We start from the raw sequence: 17615 nt of genomic DNA on the forward strand, positions 1-17615 counted from the left end.
GGTTAGCCGCTTTCCGATCGCCGCCGACTGCCGCATGAAGGCAGCGGCCCGGCGTCCTTCGAACGCCGGCGGCATCGGGGGATCGCCATGACGGGTATGCGCACAGGCTGGTGGACGGTGGCGATCTGCGTCGTCCTGCTGGCGCTCTGGGCGATCCGCCCGATCGGCGTGAACCCGCCGCGCACCCTCCAGACCGAATTCAATACCGAGCGCGCGGTCGCGCGGCTTTCCGATATTCTCGGCGATCAGCGCGCGCACCCGACCGACAGCGACGCCAATGACGCCGTGGAAGCGCGGCTGCTCGCACAGATCAAGCAGGCGGGCTTCACGCCCGAAATCCGCCAGACCTTCCATTGCAACGACATCCGCCAGGGCGCGGCGATCTGCGCGCGGCCGCGCAACATCGTCTTCTGGATCACCCCGCCCGGCGACGACGCGGTGATGCTCACCGCGCATCATGATTCGGTCCCCGCCGGCCCCGGCGCGGCGGACGACGGGATTGGCGTCGCAGTCGCGCTCGAAGTCGCGCATCTGCTCAAGGGCAAGCCGCTCGGCCGGCCGGTGCTGGTGCTGCTCACCGATGCCGAGGAGGCCGGGCTGGTCGGCGCGGCGGCGTTCGCGGCGCGCGATCCGCTGGCCAAGCGGATCGGCGCGGTGGTCAATCTCGAGGCGCGCGGCACTACCGGCACCGCCAACATGTTCCAGACCAGCCGCCCCAATGGCCGCGACATCGCCGCGCTCCAGGCCGGCGGGCTGGTCCCCGCGGCGAATTCGCTGGCCTCGGACCTGTACAGCATCCTTCCCAACGACACCGACGTGACGATGCTGTTGCCGCTCAACGTCGACGTGGCCAATTTCGCGATCATCGGCGCGGGCAAGCGCTATCATACCCCGCTGGACAACCTCTCGTTTCTCGACCGCAATTCTGTACGCCATATGGGAGCCGAGGCGCTGGCTGCGGTGAACGGATTCACTTCCGCGCAGGCGAAAGGAGAAGAGGGCAGCCGCATCTTCGTCAACATCGATCGGATAATGTTCCTCGTTGTACCCGCGAATGTCGCATTGGCGCTTTTGGTCCTCGGCCTGGGTTCCGCGGTATTTTTGTACGCCCGGTCCGGCGGCGGCAACGCCGTGAAAGCCTTGCTGGCGCCGCCGCTGGCGGTGCTGTTCGGCGCCGCTCTGGCGGTCGTTCTGGGGATGCTGGTCGGGGCGCTGCGGCCCGATTCGGCCTATGGCACCGCCTGGCCGGTCGCCTTGCGGCTGATGTACGGCGCCGCAGCCCTCACCGGCGCGAGCCTGGTGCTCCACTGGATGCGCGTGGCCAGCCCGGTCCGGCTGGCGGCCTCGGCATGGATTTGGCTGACGATCCTGGTCCTCGCCGCCTTCGCCTTCGTGCCCGGCCTGTCGGTCATCGCGGTATGGTCGTCGATATTCCTGCTGGCCGCGGCGATCACCGCCTGCTTCGCTCCCGCACGCCGCGCCGTGCCCTGGCTGCTGGGTGCTGCGGCGCTGGTGTTCGCACTGATCATGCTGCCGATCGCAGGCGGTTTCGAGGACGGGCTGTTCGTCGAGAGCGCCGCGCCGATCGCCGCGCTGCTCGTCTTCCTGTTCCTCTTCGCGATGCCGGGGCTCTCTACCCGCCGCACCCCGCTGGCCTGCGGCGCGGTGCTGGCAGCGGCGATCGTCGCGGCGTTGCTGGTGCCCGCTTATACGAGCGAAGCGCCGCGACACCTGAACTTGGTGCACGAGGACCGCGCCGAGGGCGCCAGCTTCCGGGTGTGGGACAATGGGCCGCTGCCCGCCGCAATGAAGGCCGCCGCCGCCTTTGCCGATGCGCCCGACGCCGAAGGCGAATGGCACGCGCCCGCGCCGCGCTTGGCCGACGACGGTCGGATATCGATCGTCTCGGACACCGTCGCCGGCGAGCTCCGCACGATCGTTCTGCGCGCCGAGGCGCCCAGCGCCGACCGCCAGGAATTCTATGTCGACAAGGGCGAGGGCTTCCGCAGCCTGGTGGTCAACGGCGCGCGGCCGCAGGTGAAGGGACCGCTGGCTTATTTCGGCTGCACCGGACGCGCGTGCAGGCTGCTCGACGTGACGCTGACGCTCACCGCCAAGGGGCCGCTGCCCGACATCCGCTGGCACCGGATCCGCTACGGCGCAGGCGAGGCGGCCCGCGCGCTGATTGCGGCGCGGCCCGATACCGCGATGCCCGTCCATGTCGGCGACCGGCAGGTGCTGATCCGCCCGGTCAGCCTGGCGTCACAAATCCGGTAGCGCCTGCTCGGCCTCGCCCCAGCCCTGCAGCGCGCGGCTGGTGGCGCGCTCGAGCAGCGCCGTGGCGTCGCGGATCGTGTAGAGCTTGGCCGAGTCGAGGTCGCGCAGCTCGCTCCAGGTGACCGGCGCGGCGACCGGCGCGTTTTCGCGGGCCCTCGCGACATAGGGCAGTACCGCAGTCGCGCCACGCTGGTTGCGCAGATAGTCGATGAAGATCTTGCCCTTGCGCGTCACCTTTTTGAGGTTGGCGGTGAAGCGGTCGGGCTCGGCCTGCGCCAGCGCGCGGGCGAAGCGTTCGGCAAAGCTGCGCACCGCCGGCCACTCCGCCTGCGGGATCAGCGGCACGACGACGTGCACGCCCTTGCCGCCCGATAGCAGCGGCCAGCTGGTCAGCCCGATATCGGCGAGATGCTCCTTGAGGTCCTCCGCCGCCTTCTTGACCATCGCGAAATCGAGCCCCTCGTCAGGGTCGAGATCGAAGACCAGACGATCGGGTTTCTCGATATCGGCGACGAGGCTGCCCCAACCGTGGAACTCGATCGTACCCATCTGGACGCACGCCATGATCCCATCGAGATCGTCGATATAGAGATAGGGCTCGACGCTGCCGTCCTTCTCGCGGACATCGACATGGTGGACCTGCTCGCCGAAGCTGCCGGCATCGTGCTTCTGGAAGAAACAGTGTTTCGCGCGGCCTTGCGGGCAGCGGACCAGGCTGATCGGGCGATTGGCCAGCCAGCGCAGCGCCACCGGCGCGATCGCGGCGTAATAATCGGCGAGTTGCCCCTTGGTCAGCCCCGCCTCGGGATAGATCACTCGATCGCGGCTGCTGATCTTGATGCTGGTTTCGGGAACGTCGGGGAGCGGCGCGGGCGTTTCGACGACGACGTCCTTGGCCTTCTTGTCCTCGCGCAAGCCGAGGAAGCTGCCATGACGCACGACATTCTCGGCGGTGAACTCGCTGAACGCGACCTCGGCGACGAGGCTCGGCTTGAGCCACTGCGCGCCGCGCGCCTCGGCGCGGGGCACCTTCACCGGCGCTTCCTTCGCCGCGACCTTGTCGAAGCGCTCGCGCAGATCGTGGAGCGTCGCCTGGTTGAATCCCGTTCCCACCTTGCCGGCATAAACCAGCCCGTCGGCACCGTTGACCGCCAGCAGCAGCGAGCGAAGGCCGCGGCCCTTGGCGGTGCTGGGGAGCCAGCCGATGATCACGAATTCCTGGCGTCTTATGCATTTGACCTTGAGCCAGGCCTTGGTGCGCGCGCCACGATACGGCGCATCGGCGCGCTTCGAGACGATCCCCTCGAACCCCTCGCGGCACATCTCCTCGAACAGCGTCTCGCCGGCACCGGCGATATGCTCGGAGAACTGGATGCGTTCGTCGGCGCCTTCGAGTAGCGCGCGGAGCCGCTCCTTGCGAGTAAGCTGGGGGAGCTTGGCGGTGTCTTCGCCCCGGTCGCGCAGCAAGTCGAACGCGAAGAAACTCAGTCCCTCGCCGCCCGCGGAAATGGCTTCCTGCAGAGTCGAGAAATCGGGTTTGCCCGCCTTGAACGCGACGATCTCGCCGTCGATCAGCGCGGGGGCGGGGAGGCTCTTCGCCGCCGCGGCGATGCCGGGGAATTTGTCGGTCCAGTCGAGCCCGGTGCGGGTGTAGATCTTGGGCCCCTTGGCGCCGGTGGCGATCAGCGCGCGATAGCCGTCATATTTGACTTCGTGGAGCCACTGGCTGCCGGTCGGGACGCTATCGACCAGCGTAGCGAGCTGCGGCTTCTCGAATTCCGGCAGCTTGGCGTTCCTGGGCGGCGCGGCATGCTTTGCCACTCGCGCCGTGGCTTGCGGCGAAGCCTTGGCGGGGCGCTTGCCCGCTTTCTTGCCCTCGGCGATCTCCTGCATCGTGCGGCCGGTCTTGATGCTGGTGAGCCCGGTCTCGACCAGATAGTCGGTGGCGCCGGCATAGGCATCGTCGATCTTCCGGAGCAGCCAATTCTCGCCCCGCTCCTTGCCCCGCGGCTTCAGGCGGATGAGCAACCACTCGCCGTTCATCCGCTCGCCTTGGAGGCGGAAGTGGAGATGGCCCTTCTCCAGATCCTTGGCGCTCTTGCCTTCGATCGGCTCCCAGACGCCATCGTCCCACAGCATCACCGTGCCGCCGCCATATTGGCCCTTGGGGATCGTGCCCTCGAAATCGGCATAGGACAGCGGATGATCCTCCGTGCGCACCGCGAGGCGCTTCTCGCCCGGGTCGATGCTCGGGCCGCGGGTGACTGCCCAGCTCTTGAGCACGCCGTCCACTTCGATGCGGAAGTCCCAGTGGAGCCGGGTGGCGTCGTGCTTCTGGACCATGAAGCGGTTGCCGCCGGTGCGTGCGATCTCGCCCGCGGGCTCGGCAGTCTGCGCGAAGTCGCGCTTGGCATTGTATTTTTCGAGCGGGTCGGGCTTGGCCACGGATCAGGCCCGCTTGCGCGCCGGCGCCTTCTTGGCGGGCGCCTCCTTCTTCGCTGGCGCTTTGGCCGGCTTGGTCTTCACCGCCGCACTCGACTTCGCCTCGGGCTTTTCCAGCGACTTCTTGAGCGCCGCCATCAGATCGACGACGTTCGATCCGCGGCTGGGGGCGCCGGCGTCCTTGTCCTCGATGATCTTCTTGCCCTTGGCCTTTTTCTTGCGCTCGATCAGGTCCTTGAGCGCGTCGACATAGCGATCGTGGAACCCGGCCGGATTGAACTTGGCGACCTTCTTATCGATCAGCGTTTCCGCGAGACCGAGAAGTTCTGGATCGGGTTCGCTGTCGGGAATGTCGCGGAAATAGCCCTGCGCCTTGTTGACTTCGTCGGCATAACGCAATGTTTCCAATACCATACCGCGACCGCACGGCTTGAGGCTGACGACATATTCGCGACCGCGCATCGCAAGCTGGCCCAAGCCCACCTTGCGGCTGCGTCGCAGCGCCTCGCGCAGCACGATGAATGCTTCTTCGGCGAGGTCGTCGGCGGGGACGACGAAGTACGGCTTCTCGTAATAGAGCACGTCGATCTCGTCGGCATCGACGAACTGGGTGAGCTCGAGCGTCTTTTTCGATTCGAGCTTCACTGCGTCGATCTCGTCCTGTTCGAGCAGGACATATTCGCCCTTCTCGATCTCGAAGCCCTTGACGATCTCGTCGACATCCACCGCGCCGACGCCCGGCGCGGTTTTCTCATATTTGATCCGCTGGCCCGAGGGCTCGTGGATCTGGTGGAAGCTGATCTGCGCGCCCGATTTGGTCGCGGAGTATATTTCGACCGGGATCGAAACCAGCGCGAGCCGTATCTGTCCCTGCCAATAGGCGCGCGCGGCCATGATCCGTCTCCGTCGTTGCGAAGCCGATTCAATTCCCCAGAAGTGAGTCCGTTCCTCGACACCAAAATGGCGGCGGCGTAGAGGGCAGGGCGATGAGTACCGACCCCTTCCAGTTGTTCGACGCATGGTTCGTCGAGGCACGGGCGAGCGAGCCCAACGATTCCAACGCGATGGCGCTGGCCACGGCCGACGCGCAGGGGCAACCCTCGGTACGGATGGTGCTGCTCAAGGGGCATGGCCCCGACGGCTTCGTGTTCTATACCAACCGCCAGGGGCGCAAGGCCGGCGAACTGGCCGCGGTGCCCAAGGCCGCTTTGCTGTTCCACTGGAAATCGCTTCGCCGGCAGATTCGGATCGAAGGCGCGGTCGGCCATGTCAGCGATGCCGAAAGCGACGCCTATTTCGCCAGCCGCGGCCGCGATTCGCAGCTGGGCGCCTGGGCCTCCGAACAGTCGCGCCCACTCGATACGCGCGAGACTTTCGAGGCGCGCTATGCGGAGGTGCAGGCGCGGTTCGAGGGCGGCGACGTGCCGCGGCCGCCGCATTGGGGCGGCTATCGCGTGACCCCGGCGCGGATCGAGTTCTGGCAGGACCGCGCGCACCGGCTCCACGAGCGGCGGCTGTTCGTCCGCGACGGAGAGGGCTGGAGCGAGGGACTGCTGTACCCGTGAGCAATCTCGCGCGCCGGGCCGCGCTGGCGAGCGTCGCATGCGCGGTACTGCTCGGCAGCCTCAAGGCATGGGCGGCGTGGCGGACCGGATCGGTGGCGGTGATGGCCAGCCTGGCCGACAGCCTGCTCGACCTGGTCGCCTCGCTGGTGACGCTGGGCGGAGTGCATGTCGCGGCGCTGCCCGCCGATGACGACCACCGCTTCGGCCACGGCAAGGCCGAAGCGCTGGCCGCTTTGTTCCAGGTCGTGGTGATTGCGGTCTCCGCGATCCTGATCCTTTGGCGTGCCGGCGAGCGGCTGGTCTCGTCGCAGACCAGCACGGACGCCGAATATGGCATCGGCGTATCGGTGGTCGCGATCCTGGTGACGCTGGCGCTGACCAGCTACCAGCAATCGGTGGTCCGCCGCACGCGATCGGTCGCGATCGGCGCGGACCGGGTGCATTATCAGTCGGACCTGTTCCTCAACGGCGCAGTGATCGCGGCACTGGCGCTGGAAAGCTATGCCGGGCTTGCGGGCGCCGACGCAGTGTTCGGCATCGTGATCGGGCTGTGGCTGCTCTATGGCGCGTGGCGTGCCTCGGTCGATGCGATCGACCAGCTGATGGACAAGGAATGGCCCGAAGAGAAGCGCCGCAGCTTCGTCGAGGTCGCGGCGCGGCATCCCGAGTTGATCGGCCTCCACGACCTGCGCACGCGGACCAGCGGATCGAAGGATTTCGTCCAGTTTCACATCTGGATGGACCCGCACATGACCCTCCTCGAAATGCACGACGTGGTCGAGCGGCTCGAAAAGGAGCTGGCCGAGGAGTTTCCGGGCACCGAAGTGCTGATCCATGTCGATCCCGAGGGTCAGGTCGACGAACCCGACAATCCGCTCGCCGAAGCCGACTTGCTCAAGGACACGCGATGAAATTGCCCTTCGCCCAGATCGACGCTTTCGCCGACCGGCCGTTCACCGGCAACCCGGCGGCGGTGATACCGCTCGACGCCTGGCTCGACGATGCCGTGCTTCAGGCCATCGCCGAGGAGAACAATGTGTCGGAGACGGCATTCATCGTGCCTGACGACAGCGGCGAAGCCGATTTCGAGCTTCGCTGGTTCACGCCGGCGGTGGAGGTGGCGCTGTGCGGCCATGCAACGCTGGCGAGTGGGCATTATGTGCTGGGTCGCGAGCAGGATCGCGATCTGGTCCGCTTTCGTACGCGCAAGTCTCGCGTGCTCGAAGTGGCGCGGCACGGCGAGGGCTATCTGATGGCGCTGCCGGGTTATGCGCCCGAGCCGCAGCCGCTGCCTGGACTGCTCGACGCGCTTGGCGTGGCGCAGGGCGAGACGCTGCGACATCCGCGCGGCTATGACCTGACAGTGCTGGACAGCGCCGAGGCGGTGCTGGCGCTGGCGCCCGATTTTCGCGCGCTGGCCGCATTGGGCGACACGCTCAACATCGTCACCGCGCCGGGCATCGACACCGATGTGATCAGCCGGGTGTTCGCGCCGGCCGCGGGGATTGACGAGGACCCGGTGACGGGGTCGGCGCATGCGGTGCTGGTGCCTTATTGGGCGGCGCGGCTTGGGCGGAAGCATTTCACCGCTTTCCAGGCGAGCCGGCGCGGCGGGCATGTCGGCTGCGAGCTCGACGGCGACCGGGTGATCCTCGGCGGAAAGTGCGTGACGGTGATCGAGGGCGAGTTCTCCCTCTAATTCCTTCTCCCCTTGTGGGAGAGGGAAGGATGAGGGGGCGTAGACTGCGGCGACTCCCCCTAACCCTTCCGCCGATTTCATCGGCTCCCTCCCTCTCCCACAAGGGGAGAGGGAAATAGAGTTCAAGCCGCCGCCATCTCCGCCCGCTCGGTTTCCTTGATCCAGCCGCCGCCCAGCACGCGATCACCGGCGTAAAGCACGGCCGCCTGGCCGGGGGCGACGCCATATTCGGGAGTCTCGAAAACGAGGCGATCCTCGGCCATCCGAACCGGCACGGGCTTCGCCATGCTACGGACCTTGACGGTCATCTCGCCGACCTGGTCATCCCCAAGCCAATTGACGTTCTCGATCCGCGCGGCACGAACCGCGAGCGCGCGCTTGGGGCCGACAACGACGTCGCGAGTCACCGGATCGAGCCGGAGGACGTAATAGGGCTCGGGCGCGCCACCGATCTCGAGGCCGCGGCGCTGGCCGACGGTGAAGTGGATCAGCCCCTTGTGCGCGCCGAGTTTCCGCCCGCTCTCATCGACGATGTCGCCGCTGGTTTCGGCCTCGGGGCGCAGTTTCTTGACCAGCGAGGCATAGTCGCCGTCGGGGACGAAGCAGATATCCTGGCTGTCGGGCTTGCCCGCGACGCCGAGGCCGAGTTCGGCGGCTAGTTTACGGACCTGCGGCTTGGGCAGGCCGCCCAGCGGAAAGCGCAGGAAATCGAGCTGCGCCTGGGTCGTGGCGAACAGGAAATAGCTCTGGTCGCGCGCCGGATCGGCGGCGCGGTGGAGCTCGGCGCCCTGTGGCCCTTCGACGCGGCGGACATAATGACCGGTGGCAAGGCAATCCGCGCCGAGATCGCGTGCGAGCGCGAAGAGATCGGTGAATTTGGGCCCCATGTTGCACTTCACGCACGGGATCGGGGTGCGCCCGGCGAGATATTCGTCGGCGAAATCGTCGATCACCGTCTCGCGAAAGCTCGATGCGTGATCGAAGACATAGTGCGCGATGCCGAGCTTGTCGCACACCGCGCGCGCATCGCGGATGTCGCGGCCGGCGCAGCAGCTGCCGGCGCGCCCCACCGCTTCGCCATGATCGTAGAGCTGCAAGGTGACCCCGATCGTCTCGGCGCCGGTGCGCGCCGCGAGCGCGGCGACGACCGAAGAATCGACTCCGCCCGACATGGCGACGACGATTCGCCGCTTCGAAAGCGGCCCGGCGAGCTGGAAATCCACGGGAATCACGCGCCGCACATAGGCGCATGTGCCGTTACGATCCAGCCCGGGGGCGAAACGCAACGGGTTGGAAACTCAAGTTAAGCGTCCGTTCCCATGAGCTTTACGGCCCTTTCATCCCGATTGGCTAAAGCTGGCCGACCAAGAGAGTGAACTGGATTCGAATCTGTGGACTTGAGCTTTGCCAGACTGGATCGCGACGTGGCGGTTACCGCCATGCCGACCGAACTGGCGGTGCTGCTGGTGGGCGTCGCTGCCCGCCAGGCGGCGAGTCCCACGGCATGCGTACAGACCAGGCTCGCGCTCTCGGCACCGGTCGATGCGCTTCTCGCGCCCGCCCATGGCGCTTTTCACCGTGCAGCCGCGGTGTCGCTCCTGCGGTGGCAAGAGGAATGAAGCCGGCGTTTACCTAGGCGTTTTAGCCGATGTTCAAACGCTGCCGATATTGGTCGTTGAAGTTGAGTAACGGGGGCCCCCGCCCCGATGAGGCAAGTAGATGATTGAGAACCAGAAGATCCGTCCTGCGAAAGTGATCGGGCCGCTCGGCGAGCCGCTTACGCTAGACACGCTGCCCCCACCCCAGACGACCCGCTGGGTCGTGCGCCGCAAGGCCGAGGTGGTTGCCGCGGTCAATGGCGGGCTGCTGAGCGTCGACGAAGTCTGCGAGCGCTACAGCCTCACCGTAGAAGAATTCGCCGGTTGGCAGCGGGCAATCGATCGATCGGGCATGCCCGGGCTGCGCGTGACGCGCATCCAGCATTACCGTTCGCTGTACGAGCGCCAGCAAAAATATTGAGACAGCCCTCCCATCGGGCCTGAGCGGCGCGTTCCAGTACCCCTGGAGCGCGCCGTTTTCGTCTGCGGCACGGCTAAATAGCTGGAAGGTTCCGCCACCGCATCGAAATATCGATACGGAACCAACATGAGTGTTTGCGGATTTCCCCTCCGTCGCCCGGCCCAACCGGGTTAATTAGGGAAGGGACTTGTCATGGGTCTTATTGTTTGGCTCGTCATTGGCGGCGTCGTCGGCTGGTTGGCGAGCATTGTCATGCGTACCGATGCCCAGCAGGGCATCTTTCTCAACATAGTGGTCGGCATTGTCGGCGCCTTTATCGGCGGCCTGTTGTTCGGCGGCTCGATCAACAACGGCGCGATCACGCCGATGACGTTCCTGGTATCGCTGCTGGGTGCGATCATCCTTCTGGCGATCGTCAATCTCGTTCGTCGCGGCGCCGTCCGCTAAACGCACGAGGCCAATGCAAAAAAAGGGGCTGCCCGAAAGGGCGGCCCCTTTTTCATGTCAGGCTTATTTGAGCAGGAAGCGCACCGAGAGCGCGACACGCAGTTCCTGTTCGCCCGGGGCGATCTGGGTATCCGCCTGCGGTGCGGCGCTGAAACGCTCGGCGCGTACCATGATCGGCATCGGCGGCTGGGCGGCGCCGCTTTCCGAAATCGACAGGATGCGATCGACGCGCAGTCCGGCAGCCTTGGCATAGAGTTCGGCGCGCGCACGGGCAGTGGCCACCGCCGACGTGCGGGCTTCGTCGAGCGCGGCCTCGGGCTTTTCGATCGTCAGGTTCGGGCCCGAGATGTTGTTGGCGCCCTCGCGCACCAGCGTGTCGAGGATCGTGCCGCTCTTCGCAATGTCGCGGAAGCGCACCGTCACCTGGTTCGACGCCTGATAACCGGTGATCACCGGCGGCTGGTTCTCCGCATAGCGATATTGCGGGCTGAGCTGGATGCTCGAGGTCTGGACATCGCGCTCCGCGACGCCTGCGCGGCGAAGCGCCGCAAGCACCGTCGCCATACGCGTGCTGTTCTGGCGCATCGCATCGCCGGCGGTGGCATTCTGCGTGACCACACCTGCCTGGATCACCGCGAGATCGGGCGTGCGCGTGCTGACTCCCTCCGCCGACACGTCGAGCAGGGTGCCGTCGATCGGCATCACCACCGGGCGGGCTTCCTGCGCGGATGCCGACATGGTGGCGAGCGTCATCCCAGCAGCAGTGGCGAACAAGGCCAGGCGAATCATCGATAGTCTCCCGTATTCAGGTGTTGCTTGCGCGGCACTGCCCCAGGCCGACCGCACGCAAGCTGAACGAGCCGGACTGGCGCCGTTCAGATCCGGCGAACCATCACCATCCGGTAGAACAGCAGCAGGACGACGGCGCCCGCGGTCGCCGCGGCATAGGCCTGCCAGCTGCTGTCATGGATGTTCAGGCCGAGCAACGGCGTGAGATAGAAAGCGAGCAGGGCGCCCATGATGCCGAACAGGATCGTCACGATGATCCCCCCGGGATCGCGCCCCGGCATGATGAGCTTGCCGAGCGCGCCGGCAACGAGGCCGATCAAAAGCCAGCCGAGGATACCGTTGGGCATGCTGTCCCCCTCCCGTTTTTCGGCCAGATACGCGGCCGGACACAAGCGTCGCGCCACGTGGCCTTCATTGCAACCGTTTCTTGGACCGAACGACCCTGCGCTTGCGAAAAAGGTCCAGAACGGGCATTGCGCAGCAACAAAGGCGAAACGGCTCTTGTAGCCGGTGCTTTATTCATCTAATACAGTGCGATCAAGGGGGCATCGGCCGTTTCGGCCGAATTCGAAAGCTCGCACATGAACTATGAGGCAGGGATGTTCGGACGGCAGGAGCGGCTGGAGTTCACCGGCGAGGAAACGCGCAAGAGCCGGAAGTGGCTCTGGATCGCGGCGGCCGCGATCGTGGTGGTGGGCGTGCTCGCCTTCTTCCTGATGAGCGGCTCCAAGCCCGCGGATCCCAAGGGCGCCGCCGCCAAGGGCGCTCCCGGCGGTGCGGGCCAGTCGCAGATCCCGACGGTCACCGTCGCAACGCCCGGCCGCAAGACGGTCGCGACGATCGTCACCGGCACCGGCAGCCTCGCAGCGCGCCGCGAGATGCCGGTGGGCGTCGCCGGCGAAGGCGGCGTGGTCACCCGCGTCCTCGTCGAGCCGGGCAGCTGGGTCGGCAAGGGCCAAGTGCTCGCTACCGTCGACCGCAGCGTCCAGGTGCAGACCGCGGACTCGCTCGCAGCGTCGGTGCGCGTAGCGCAGGCCGATGCGCGCCTTGCCCAGGCCGAGCTCGATCGCGCCCAGCGCCTCGTCGCGAACGGCTTCATTTCCAAGGCCGATATCGACCGCAAGACCGCGGCGCGCGATCAGGCGCAGGCGCGGGTCCGCGTCGCCCAGGCGCAATATTCCGAGACTCAGGCGCGCAACCGCCGCCTCGACATCCGTGCGCCCGAAGCGGGCTTGGTGCTGACGCGCCAGGTCGAGCCGGGCCAGATCGTCAGCGCCGGCTCGGGCGTGCTCTTCCGTATGGCGCAGGGCGGGCAAATGGAGCTGCGCACCCAGCTTTCCGAAGTCGATCTGCAACGGCTGCGCCCCGGTTCGATGGCCGAAGTAACGCCGACCGGCACGACCCAGGTTTTCAAGGGCGAAGTGTGGCAGGTCTCGCCGGTGATCGATCCGCAGACTCGCCAGGGCATCGCGCGCGTCTCGCTGAAATATGATCCGGCGCTGCGTCCTGGCGGCTTTGCCAGCGCGCGCATCATCGCCGGCGGAGTGACTGCAGTGATGCTGCCGCAATCGGCGGTGCAGAGCGACGCCGACGGCAATTTCGTGTATATCATCGACGACAAGAACCAGGCAGTCCGCCGCGGGGTAACCACCGGCGACGTCACCGAAGCGGGGGTAGCGATTCCCAGCGGTCTGAATGGCACCGAAAGAGTCGTGCTGACCGCGGGCGCGTTCCTCAATCCCGGCCAGAAGGTCATTCCGACCGTCCAGAAGTCGAAGTAAAGGCGCACAGCGATGGGCTTCCGCAACATCTCGGCTTGGGCGATCCGCAATCCGGTTCCGCCGATCGTCCTCTTCATCGCGCTGACGATCGCCGGGTTCGTCAGCTTCGGCCGAATGGACGTCAACAACGATCCGGACATCGACTTCCCGATCGTGTGGATTGCGATCAGCCAGCCCGGCGCCGCGCCGAGCGAGCTCGAGAACCAGATCACTCAGAAGGTCGAGTCGGCGGTACGCAGCCTGCAGGGCATCGACGAGATCAATTCCACCGTCCAGGAAGGCAGCAGCCAGACTGTCGTCCAGCTCGACATCGGCATGCCGATCGACCGCGCGGTCGAGGACGTGCGCAGCGCGATCCAGCAGATCCGCGGCGACTTGCCCGACGGCATCCTCGAGCCGCAGATCGGCCGCGTCGATACGTCGAGCGACAATGAAATCGCTAGCTTCACCGCAGTCGCGACCGACATGACGGTGGCCGACCTGAGCTGGTACATCGACAACAGCGTCGCCAAGGAATTGCTGGCGATCTCCGGCATGTCAGCCGTGGAACGCAACGGCGGTGTCGATCGCGAGATTCGCGTGATCCTCGATCCCGCCAAGCTCCAGTCGGTCGGGATCACCGCCAGCCAAGTCAATCAGCAGCTGCGGCAGGTCAACCTGAACGCGGCGGGCGGGCGCGCCGAGATTTCGGGTTTCGAGCAATCGGTGCGCGTGATCGGCAATGCTGACAGCGCCTATCGCCTCGGCCAGACCCAGATCTCGACCGGCGGCGGACGGACGGTGCGGCTTGCCGACATCGCCAACGTCAAGGACGCCTATGCCGAGCAGCGCAGCATTGCGAAGTATAATGGCCACCAGGTGATCTCGTTCGACATCAAGCGGGCCAAGGGCGCGTCGGACGTGGAAGTGTTCCACGATGCCGAAAAGGCGCTCAAGACGCTCGAGCAGCGCAACCCCAAGGTCAAGTTCGCGCTGCTAAACAACAATTCGAAATATGCCGAGCAGCAATATCATACCGCGATGGAAGCGATGATCGAAGGCGCGATCCTCGCCGTCATCGTCGTGTTCATCTTCCTGCGCGACTGGCGCGCGACGGCGATCTCGGCGCTGGCGATCCCGCTCTCGGCGATCCCCAGCTTCTGGTTCATGGACATGCTGGGCTTCACGCTCAACCAGATGACGCTGCTGGCGCTAAGCCTGGTTGCGGGCGTGTTGGTCGACGATGCGATCGTTGAAATCGAGAACATCGTCCGGCACATGCGCATGGGCAAATCGGCGTATCAGGCGTCGATCGACGCCGCTGACGAGATCGGTGTCGCGGTGCTCGCCACGACGATGTCGATCGTTGCCGTGTTCCTTCCCGTCGGCCTGATGCCGGGCATTTCGGGGCAGTTCTTCAAGAATTTCGGCCTGACGGTGGTTGCCGCGGTGCTGATGAGCCTCGCCGTGGCGCGACTGCTCACGCCGATGATCGCCGCCTATTTCCTCAAGGCCAAGGGTCATGCCAACCACGGCGAAGGCCGGATCATGGACGGCTATGTCGCTCTGCTGCGCTGGACGCTGCGCCATCGCTGGTCGGCAGTGCTCGCGTTCATGCTCTCGTTCGGCCTCACCATCCTGTGTTTCGTGATGCTGCCGATGACTTTCCAGCCGGCGCAGGACCAGGACAGCGTGACGGCCACTGTCGAGATGGTCCCAGGCACACCGCTTGTGGATACCGAGCGCGTCGTGGCGCAGGTAGCGGGCATCCTGCGCAAGGAAAGCGGCGTCACCGACATCTACAGCCGCAGTTTCGTGGGCAATGGCCGCGTCACCGCGCAGCTGAAGGAAGATCGCAAGGAGACCAGCACTGCGTTCGAAAAGCGCGTTGCGCCGCAGCTGCTCGCGATCCCCGATGCGCGCGTGAACTTCCGCTCGCAGTTCGGCTGGGGCTCCAGTGGCCGCGACCTGACCGTAACGCTGGGTGGCGAGGATCCGGTGCTGCTGAACCAGACGGCAAATACGCTGGTGAAGCAGATGGAGGGTTTGAAGGAAGTCGTGGCACCGCGCGTCGCGGGCGATCTTAATCGTCCCGAGATCGTCATCAAGCCCAGGCTCGACCTCGCAGCCAATCTGGGCGTTACCACCGCTGCGCTCTCCAGCGCGATCCGTATCGCAACGCTGGGCGACATCGACCAGAACAGCGCGCGCTTCTCGCTCTCCGACCGTCAGATCCCTATCCGCGTGGCGATCGAGGAAGATGCGCGCACCAAGCTGTCTACGATCCAGAACATGCCGGTGCAGACGCAGAGTGGCGGATCGGTGCCGCTGTCGGTGGTCGCCGATATCAGCTTCGGTGCTGGCCCGACCCGCATCCAGCGGCTCAACCTGCAGCGTCGCCTCGTCGTGGGTGCCGATCTCGCGATGAATCCGGCCACCGGCAAGCCGTTCGTCAACAACGAAGTGATGAAGAGGATCAACGAGCTTCCCGTCATGAAGAACCTGCCCCAGGGGGTCGGCCAGATGACCGTCGGTCAGGCCAAGTGGCAGGCGGAGATGCTCAACAACTTCTTCATCGCACTGGCTTCGGGCATCTTCCTGGTCTTCGCCGTGTTGGTGCTGCTGTATCGCCGCTTCATGTCGCCGCTGGTGAACATGGGATCGCTGCTGCTGGCGCCTCTGGGCGGCCTGCTGGCGCTGATGGCGACCGGCAACCCTCTGTCGCTGCCGGTGTTCATCGGCATCCTGATGCTGTTCGGCATCGTCGCGAAGAACTCGATCCTGCTGATCGACTTCGCACTTGAGGAAATGGAAAAGGGTGTCGACAAGTTCACTGCGATCGTCGACGCTGGGCACAAACGCGCCCAGCCGATCGTGATGACTACGGTAGCGATGGTCGCCGGCATGGTGCCGACCGCGCTCTCCCTCTCCGGCGACTCCTCATGGCGTTCGCCGATGGGCATCGTCGTGATCGGCGGCCTTGTCGTTTCGACGATCCTGACGCTGGTGATCGTGCCGGCGATATTCAGCCTCGCGGTCGGCCTCGAAGCGTGGCTCGGGCCGCGGCTGTCGCGCCGGCTGCTCACGTACAAGGCGGGCGACGACGGCAGCCGGGTGATCGGCCAGGCGCATGGCGGCGGCGCGATCGACCACAAGCCCGGGGACGACACGCCGCAACCGGCAGAGTGAACTTCGGCGCGGTTCGAGTATTGGGGAGCGTGTGACCAGGTCGCCCGCTCCCCTTGCTTTAGAGGCCGTCCCCGCCGGCCTGCGGCGCATGCGGCTGGTCGCCACCGGGCTGCTTGTGCTGATGGCGGCGATATTCCTCGCGGCGCGCCAATATCAGCATCTCCATCCCGCGATCGGCTATCTCCGCGCCTTTTCCGAAGCGGCGATGGTCGGCGGACTGGCGGACTGGTTCGCCGTGACTGCGCTGTTCCGGCATCCGCTCCACCTGCCGATCCCGCACACCGCGATCATTCCGCGCAACAAGGACCGCATTGCCGGCACGCTCGCCGCGTTCCTGCGCGATAATTTCCTCATTCCTTCGGTGGTCGCGCGGCGGATGCAGCGAGTCGATGTCGCGCGCGCGGCCGGACGCTGGCTCGCCGATCCGGGCGCGGGCCGCGGACGATTGCGCGCCGGCATCGGGCGCCTCGCCGCCGATATGCTCGAAGCGCTCGACCAGGAACGCCTGGGCGGCATGGCCAAGCGCGCGCTGGCCGAGCGGCTGCGCGGCCTCGAGATCGCGCCGCTGCTCGGGCGCGCGCTCGCCACGGCGATGAAGGAGGACCGGCACCGGCCGTTGCTCGATGGCATCGTCCATTGGGCGGCTAAGGTGCTGGAAGCGAACGAGCACATGATCCGCCAGATGGTTCATGAGCGCTCGGGATCGGTGATGCGGTGGACCGGACTCGACGAGACGCTGGCCAACAAGATCATCGCCGGGCTCGCCAAGCTGATCGGCGACATGGCCGAGGATCCCAGCCACCCGCTGCGCGCCAAGGCAGAGGAAGGTCTGGCGAAACTCGCGCACGACCTCCAGCACGATGCCGAGAAGCGCGCGCAAATCGAGGCGTTCAAGAACGAGCTGCTCGACAATCCGGCGCTGGGCGATTGGTGGCTGGGCGTGTGGGAATCGGGCCGTGCGGCATTGCTGCGGCTCGCGCGCGATCCCGACAGAGTGCTGTCGGGAGAGCTTGGCGGTGCGCTGCGCCAGCTCGGCGAGACTTTGCAGGGCGATGCGCGGCTGGCCGAGACGATCAATCGCTTCGTGCGCCGCGCCGCAGTGGGCGCGGCATCGGATTATGGCGACGGGATCGTCCGGCTGGTGTCGGACACGATCCGCGGCTGGGATGCACAGACGATCACCGGGCGGCTGGAAAATGCCGTCGGGCGCGACTTGCAATATATCCGGATTAACGGGACGCTGGTCGGCGGGCTCGTCGGGGTGACGATCCACGCGGTGGATGCGCTGCTCTAATGCCCCTTCCTACGGAGGAGGGATGAAGTACGCGAAGTGAACCCTCCGACGCCCATGCTGAAAGAGGAAAAGGCCGGGCATCGAGCCCGACCTTTTCCAACCCACACCTGACCCCTCCCTGCCAGGGAGGCGAA

15 protein-coding genes are annotated in these 17615 nt (G+C 66.1%); 10 read left to right on the forward strand and 5 right to left on the reverse strand.

All coding sequences use genetic code 11. The features are described 5' to 3' along the window. Positions 1-87: 87 nt before the first annotated feature. Positions 88-2277, forward strand: coding sequence for a M28 family peptidase (locus BXU08_RS12460; protein ID WP_077510351.1), 2190 nt, complete (start codon positions 88-90; stop codon positions 2275-2277). Here the strand turns inward: BXU08_RS12460 and ligD are convergent. Together ligD and BXU08_RS12470 are read right to left on the reverse strand one after the other, a co-directional pair. Beyond that, the gene (gene ligD / locus BXU08_RS12465) at positions 2263-4722 is read right to left on the reverse strand and encodes a DNA ligase D (RefSeq protein WP_077510352.1); all 2460 of its coding nucleotides are present in this window, start codon (positions 4720-4722) and stop codon (positions 2263-2265) included. The genes BXU08_RS12460 and ligD overlap by 15 nt on opposite strands. A gap of 3 nt (positions 4723-4725) precedes the next feature. Then, on the reverse strand, positions 4726-5613 hold the full coding sequence (locus BXU08_RS12470; protein ID WP_077510353.1) for a Ku protein: 888 nt from the start codon (positions 5611-5613) through the stop codon (positions 4726-4728). Between the two features lie 92 nt (positions 5614-5705). Between BXU08_RS12470 and pdxH the strand changes: the two genes are divergently transcribed. The 3 genes from pdxH to BXU08_RS12485 are packed head-to-tail and all read left to right on the forward strand — an operon-like array spanning position 5706 to position 7983. After that, positions 5706-6284 (forward strand): pyridoxamine 5'-phosphate oxidase, encoded by a 579-nt coding sequence (gene pdxH / locus BXU08_RS12475; RefSeq protein WP_077510354.1) that lies wholly within the window; start codon positions 5706-5708, stop codon positions 6282-6284. After that, complete coding sequence (locus tag BXU08_RS12480; protein ID WP_077510355.1) at positions 6281-7195, forward strand: cation diffusion facilitator family transporter; 915 nt, start codon at positions 6281-6283, stop codon at positions 7193-7195. The genes pdxH and BXU08_RS12480 overlap by 4 nt, the downstream gene beginning before the upstream one ends. Beyond that, positions 7192-7983, forward strand: a complete 792-nt coding sequence (locus tag BXU08_RS12485; protein WP_077510356.1) for a PhzF family phenazine biosynthesis protein — start codon at positions 7192-7194, stop codon at positions 7981-7983. The genes BXU08_RS12480 and BXU08_RS12485 overlap by 4 nt, the downstream gene beginning before the upstream one ends. Before the next feature lie 122 nt (positions 7984-8105). Here the strand turns inward: BXU08_RS12485 and mnmA are convergent, their stop codons facing one another. Beyond that, on the reverse strand, positions 8106-9215 hold the full coding sequence (gene mnmA / locus BXU08_RS12490) for a tRNA 2-thiouridine(34) synthase MnmA (RefSeq protein WP_171982606.1): 1110 nt from the start codon (positions 9213-9215) through the stop codon (positions 8106-8108). Positions 9216-9407: 192 nt separating this feature from the next. Between mnmA and BXU08_RS12495 the strand changes: the two genes are divergently transcribed. From BXU08_RS12495 to BXU08_RS12505, 3 genes are all read left to right on the forward strand, one after another. Continuing rightward, positions 9408-9602, forward strand: coding sequence for a hypothetical protein (locus tag BXU08_RS12495; RefSeq protein ID WP_366926557.1), 195 nt, complete (start codon positions 9408-9410; stop codon positions 9600-9602). Between the two features lie 100 nt (positions 9603-9702). Beyond that, positions 9703-10002, forward strand: coding sequence for a DUF1153 domain-containing protein (locus BXU08_RS12500; protein ID WP_077510358.1), 300 nt, complete (start codon positions 9703-9705; stop codon positions 10000-10002). 192 nt (positions 10003-10194) lie between these two features. Then, positions 10195-10449 carry a GlsB/YeaQ/YmgE family stress response membrane protein gene (locus tag BXU08_RS12505; protein ID WP_077510359.1) on the forward strand — a complete coding sequence of 85 codons (255 nt, stop codon included), beginning with the start codon at positions 10195-10197 and terminating at the stop codon, positions 10447-10449. Positions 10450-10512: 63 nt separating this feature from the next. Here the strand turns inward: BXU08_RS12505 and BXU08_RS12510 are convergent, their stop codons facing one another. Both BXU08_RS12510 and BXU08_RS12515 read right to left on the reverse strand, forming a co-directional pair. Further along, a complete protein-coding gene (locus tag BXU08_RS12510) occupies positions 10513-11238 on the reverse strand; it encodes an SIMPL domain-containing protein (RefSeq protein ID WP_077510360.1) in 726 nt (241 codons plus the stop codon). 86 nt (positions 11239-11324) lie between these two features. Then, entirely contained in the window at positions 11325-11585 is a 261-nt protein-coding gene (locus BXU08_RS12515) for a GlsB/YeaQ/YmgE family stress response membrane protein (protein WP_077510361.1), read from the reverse strand. Positions 11586-11819: 234 nt separating this feature from the next. Between BXU08_RS12515 and BXU08_RS12520 the strand changes: the two genes are divergently transcribed. The 3 genes from BXU08_RS12520 to BXU08_RS12530 all read left to right on the forward strand — a co-directional run bounded on the left by BXU08_RS12520 (position 11820) and on the right by BXU08_RS12530 (position 17481). Beyond that, positions 11820-13019, forward strand: a complete 1200-nt coding sequence (locus BXU08_RS12520) for an efflux RND transporter periplasmic adaptor subunit (RefSeq protein WP_077510362.1) — start codon at positions 11820-11822, stop codon at positions 13017-13019. Between the two features lie 12 nt (positions 13020-13031). Further along, entirely contained in the window at positions 13032-16187 is a 3156-nt protein-coding gene (locus BXU08_RS12525) for an efflux RND transporter permease subunit (protein WP_077510363.1), read from the forward strand. Positions 16188-16275: 88 nt separating this feature from the next. Next, entirely contained in the window at positions 16276-17481 is a 1206-nt protein-coding gene (locus tag BXU08_RS12530) for a DUF445 domain-containing protein (protein ID WP_077510364.1), read from the forward strand. Positions 17482-17615 lie beyond the last annotated feature (134 nt).

Source organism: Sphingomonas sp. LM7 (assembly GCF_002002925.1).
Classification (GTDB): domain Bacteria; phylum Pseudomonadota; class Alphaproteobacteria; order Sphingomonadales; family Sphingomonadaceae; genus Sphingomonas.

What these genes read in the sequence shown, in the direction of transcription:
- BXU08_RS12500 (WP_077510358.1), top strand. Translation starts at nt 9,703, where the DNA reads ATGATTGAGAACCAGAAGATCCGTCCTGCGAAAGTGATCGGGCCGCTC.
- BXU08_RS12530 (WP_077510364.1), top strand. Translation starts at nt 16,276, where the DNA reads ATGCGGCTGGTCGCCACCGGGCTGCTTGTGCTGATGGCGGCGATATTC.
- BXU08_RS12485 (WP_077510356.1), top strand. Translation starts at nt 7,192, where the DNA reads ATGAAATTGCCCTTCGCCCAGATCGACGCTTTCGCCGACCGGCCGTTC.
- BXU08_RS12510 (WP_077510360.1), bottom strand. Translation starts at nt 11,238, where the DNA reads ATGATTCGCCTGGCCTTGTTCGCCACTGCTGCTGGGATGACGCTCGCC.
- BXU08_RS12460 (WP_077510351.1), top strand. Translation starts at nt 88, where the DNA reads ATGACGGGTATGCGCACAGGCTGGTGGACGGTGGCGATCTGCGTCGTC.
- BXU08_RS12520 (WP_077510362.1), top strand. Translation starts at nt 11,820, where the DNA reads ATGAACTATGAGGCAGGGATGTTCGGACGGCAGGAGCGGCTGGAGTTC.
- BXU08_RS12515 (WP_077510361.1), bottom strand. Translation starts at nt 11,585, where the DNA reads ATGCCCAACGGTATCCTCGGCTGGCTTTTGATCGGCCTCGTTGCCGGC.
- BXU08_RS12525 (WP_077510363.1), top strand. Translation starts at nt 13,032, where the DNA reads ATGGGCTTCCGCAACATCTCGGCTTGGGCGATCCGCAATCCGGTTCCG.
- BXU08_RS12470 (WP_077510353.1), bottom strand. Translation starts at nt 5,613, where the DNA reads ATGGCCGCGCGCGCCTATTGGCAGGGACAGATACGGCTCGCGCTGGTT.
- BXU08_RS12505 (WP_077510359.1), top strand. Translation starts at nt 10,195, where the DNA reads ATGGGTCTTATTGTTTGGCTCGTCATTGGCGGCGTCGTCGGCTGGTTG.
- pdxH (WP_077510354.1), top strand. Translation starts at nt 5,706, where the DNA reads ATGAGTACCGACCCCTTCCAGTTGTTCGACGCATGGTTCGTCGAGGCA.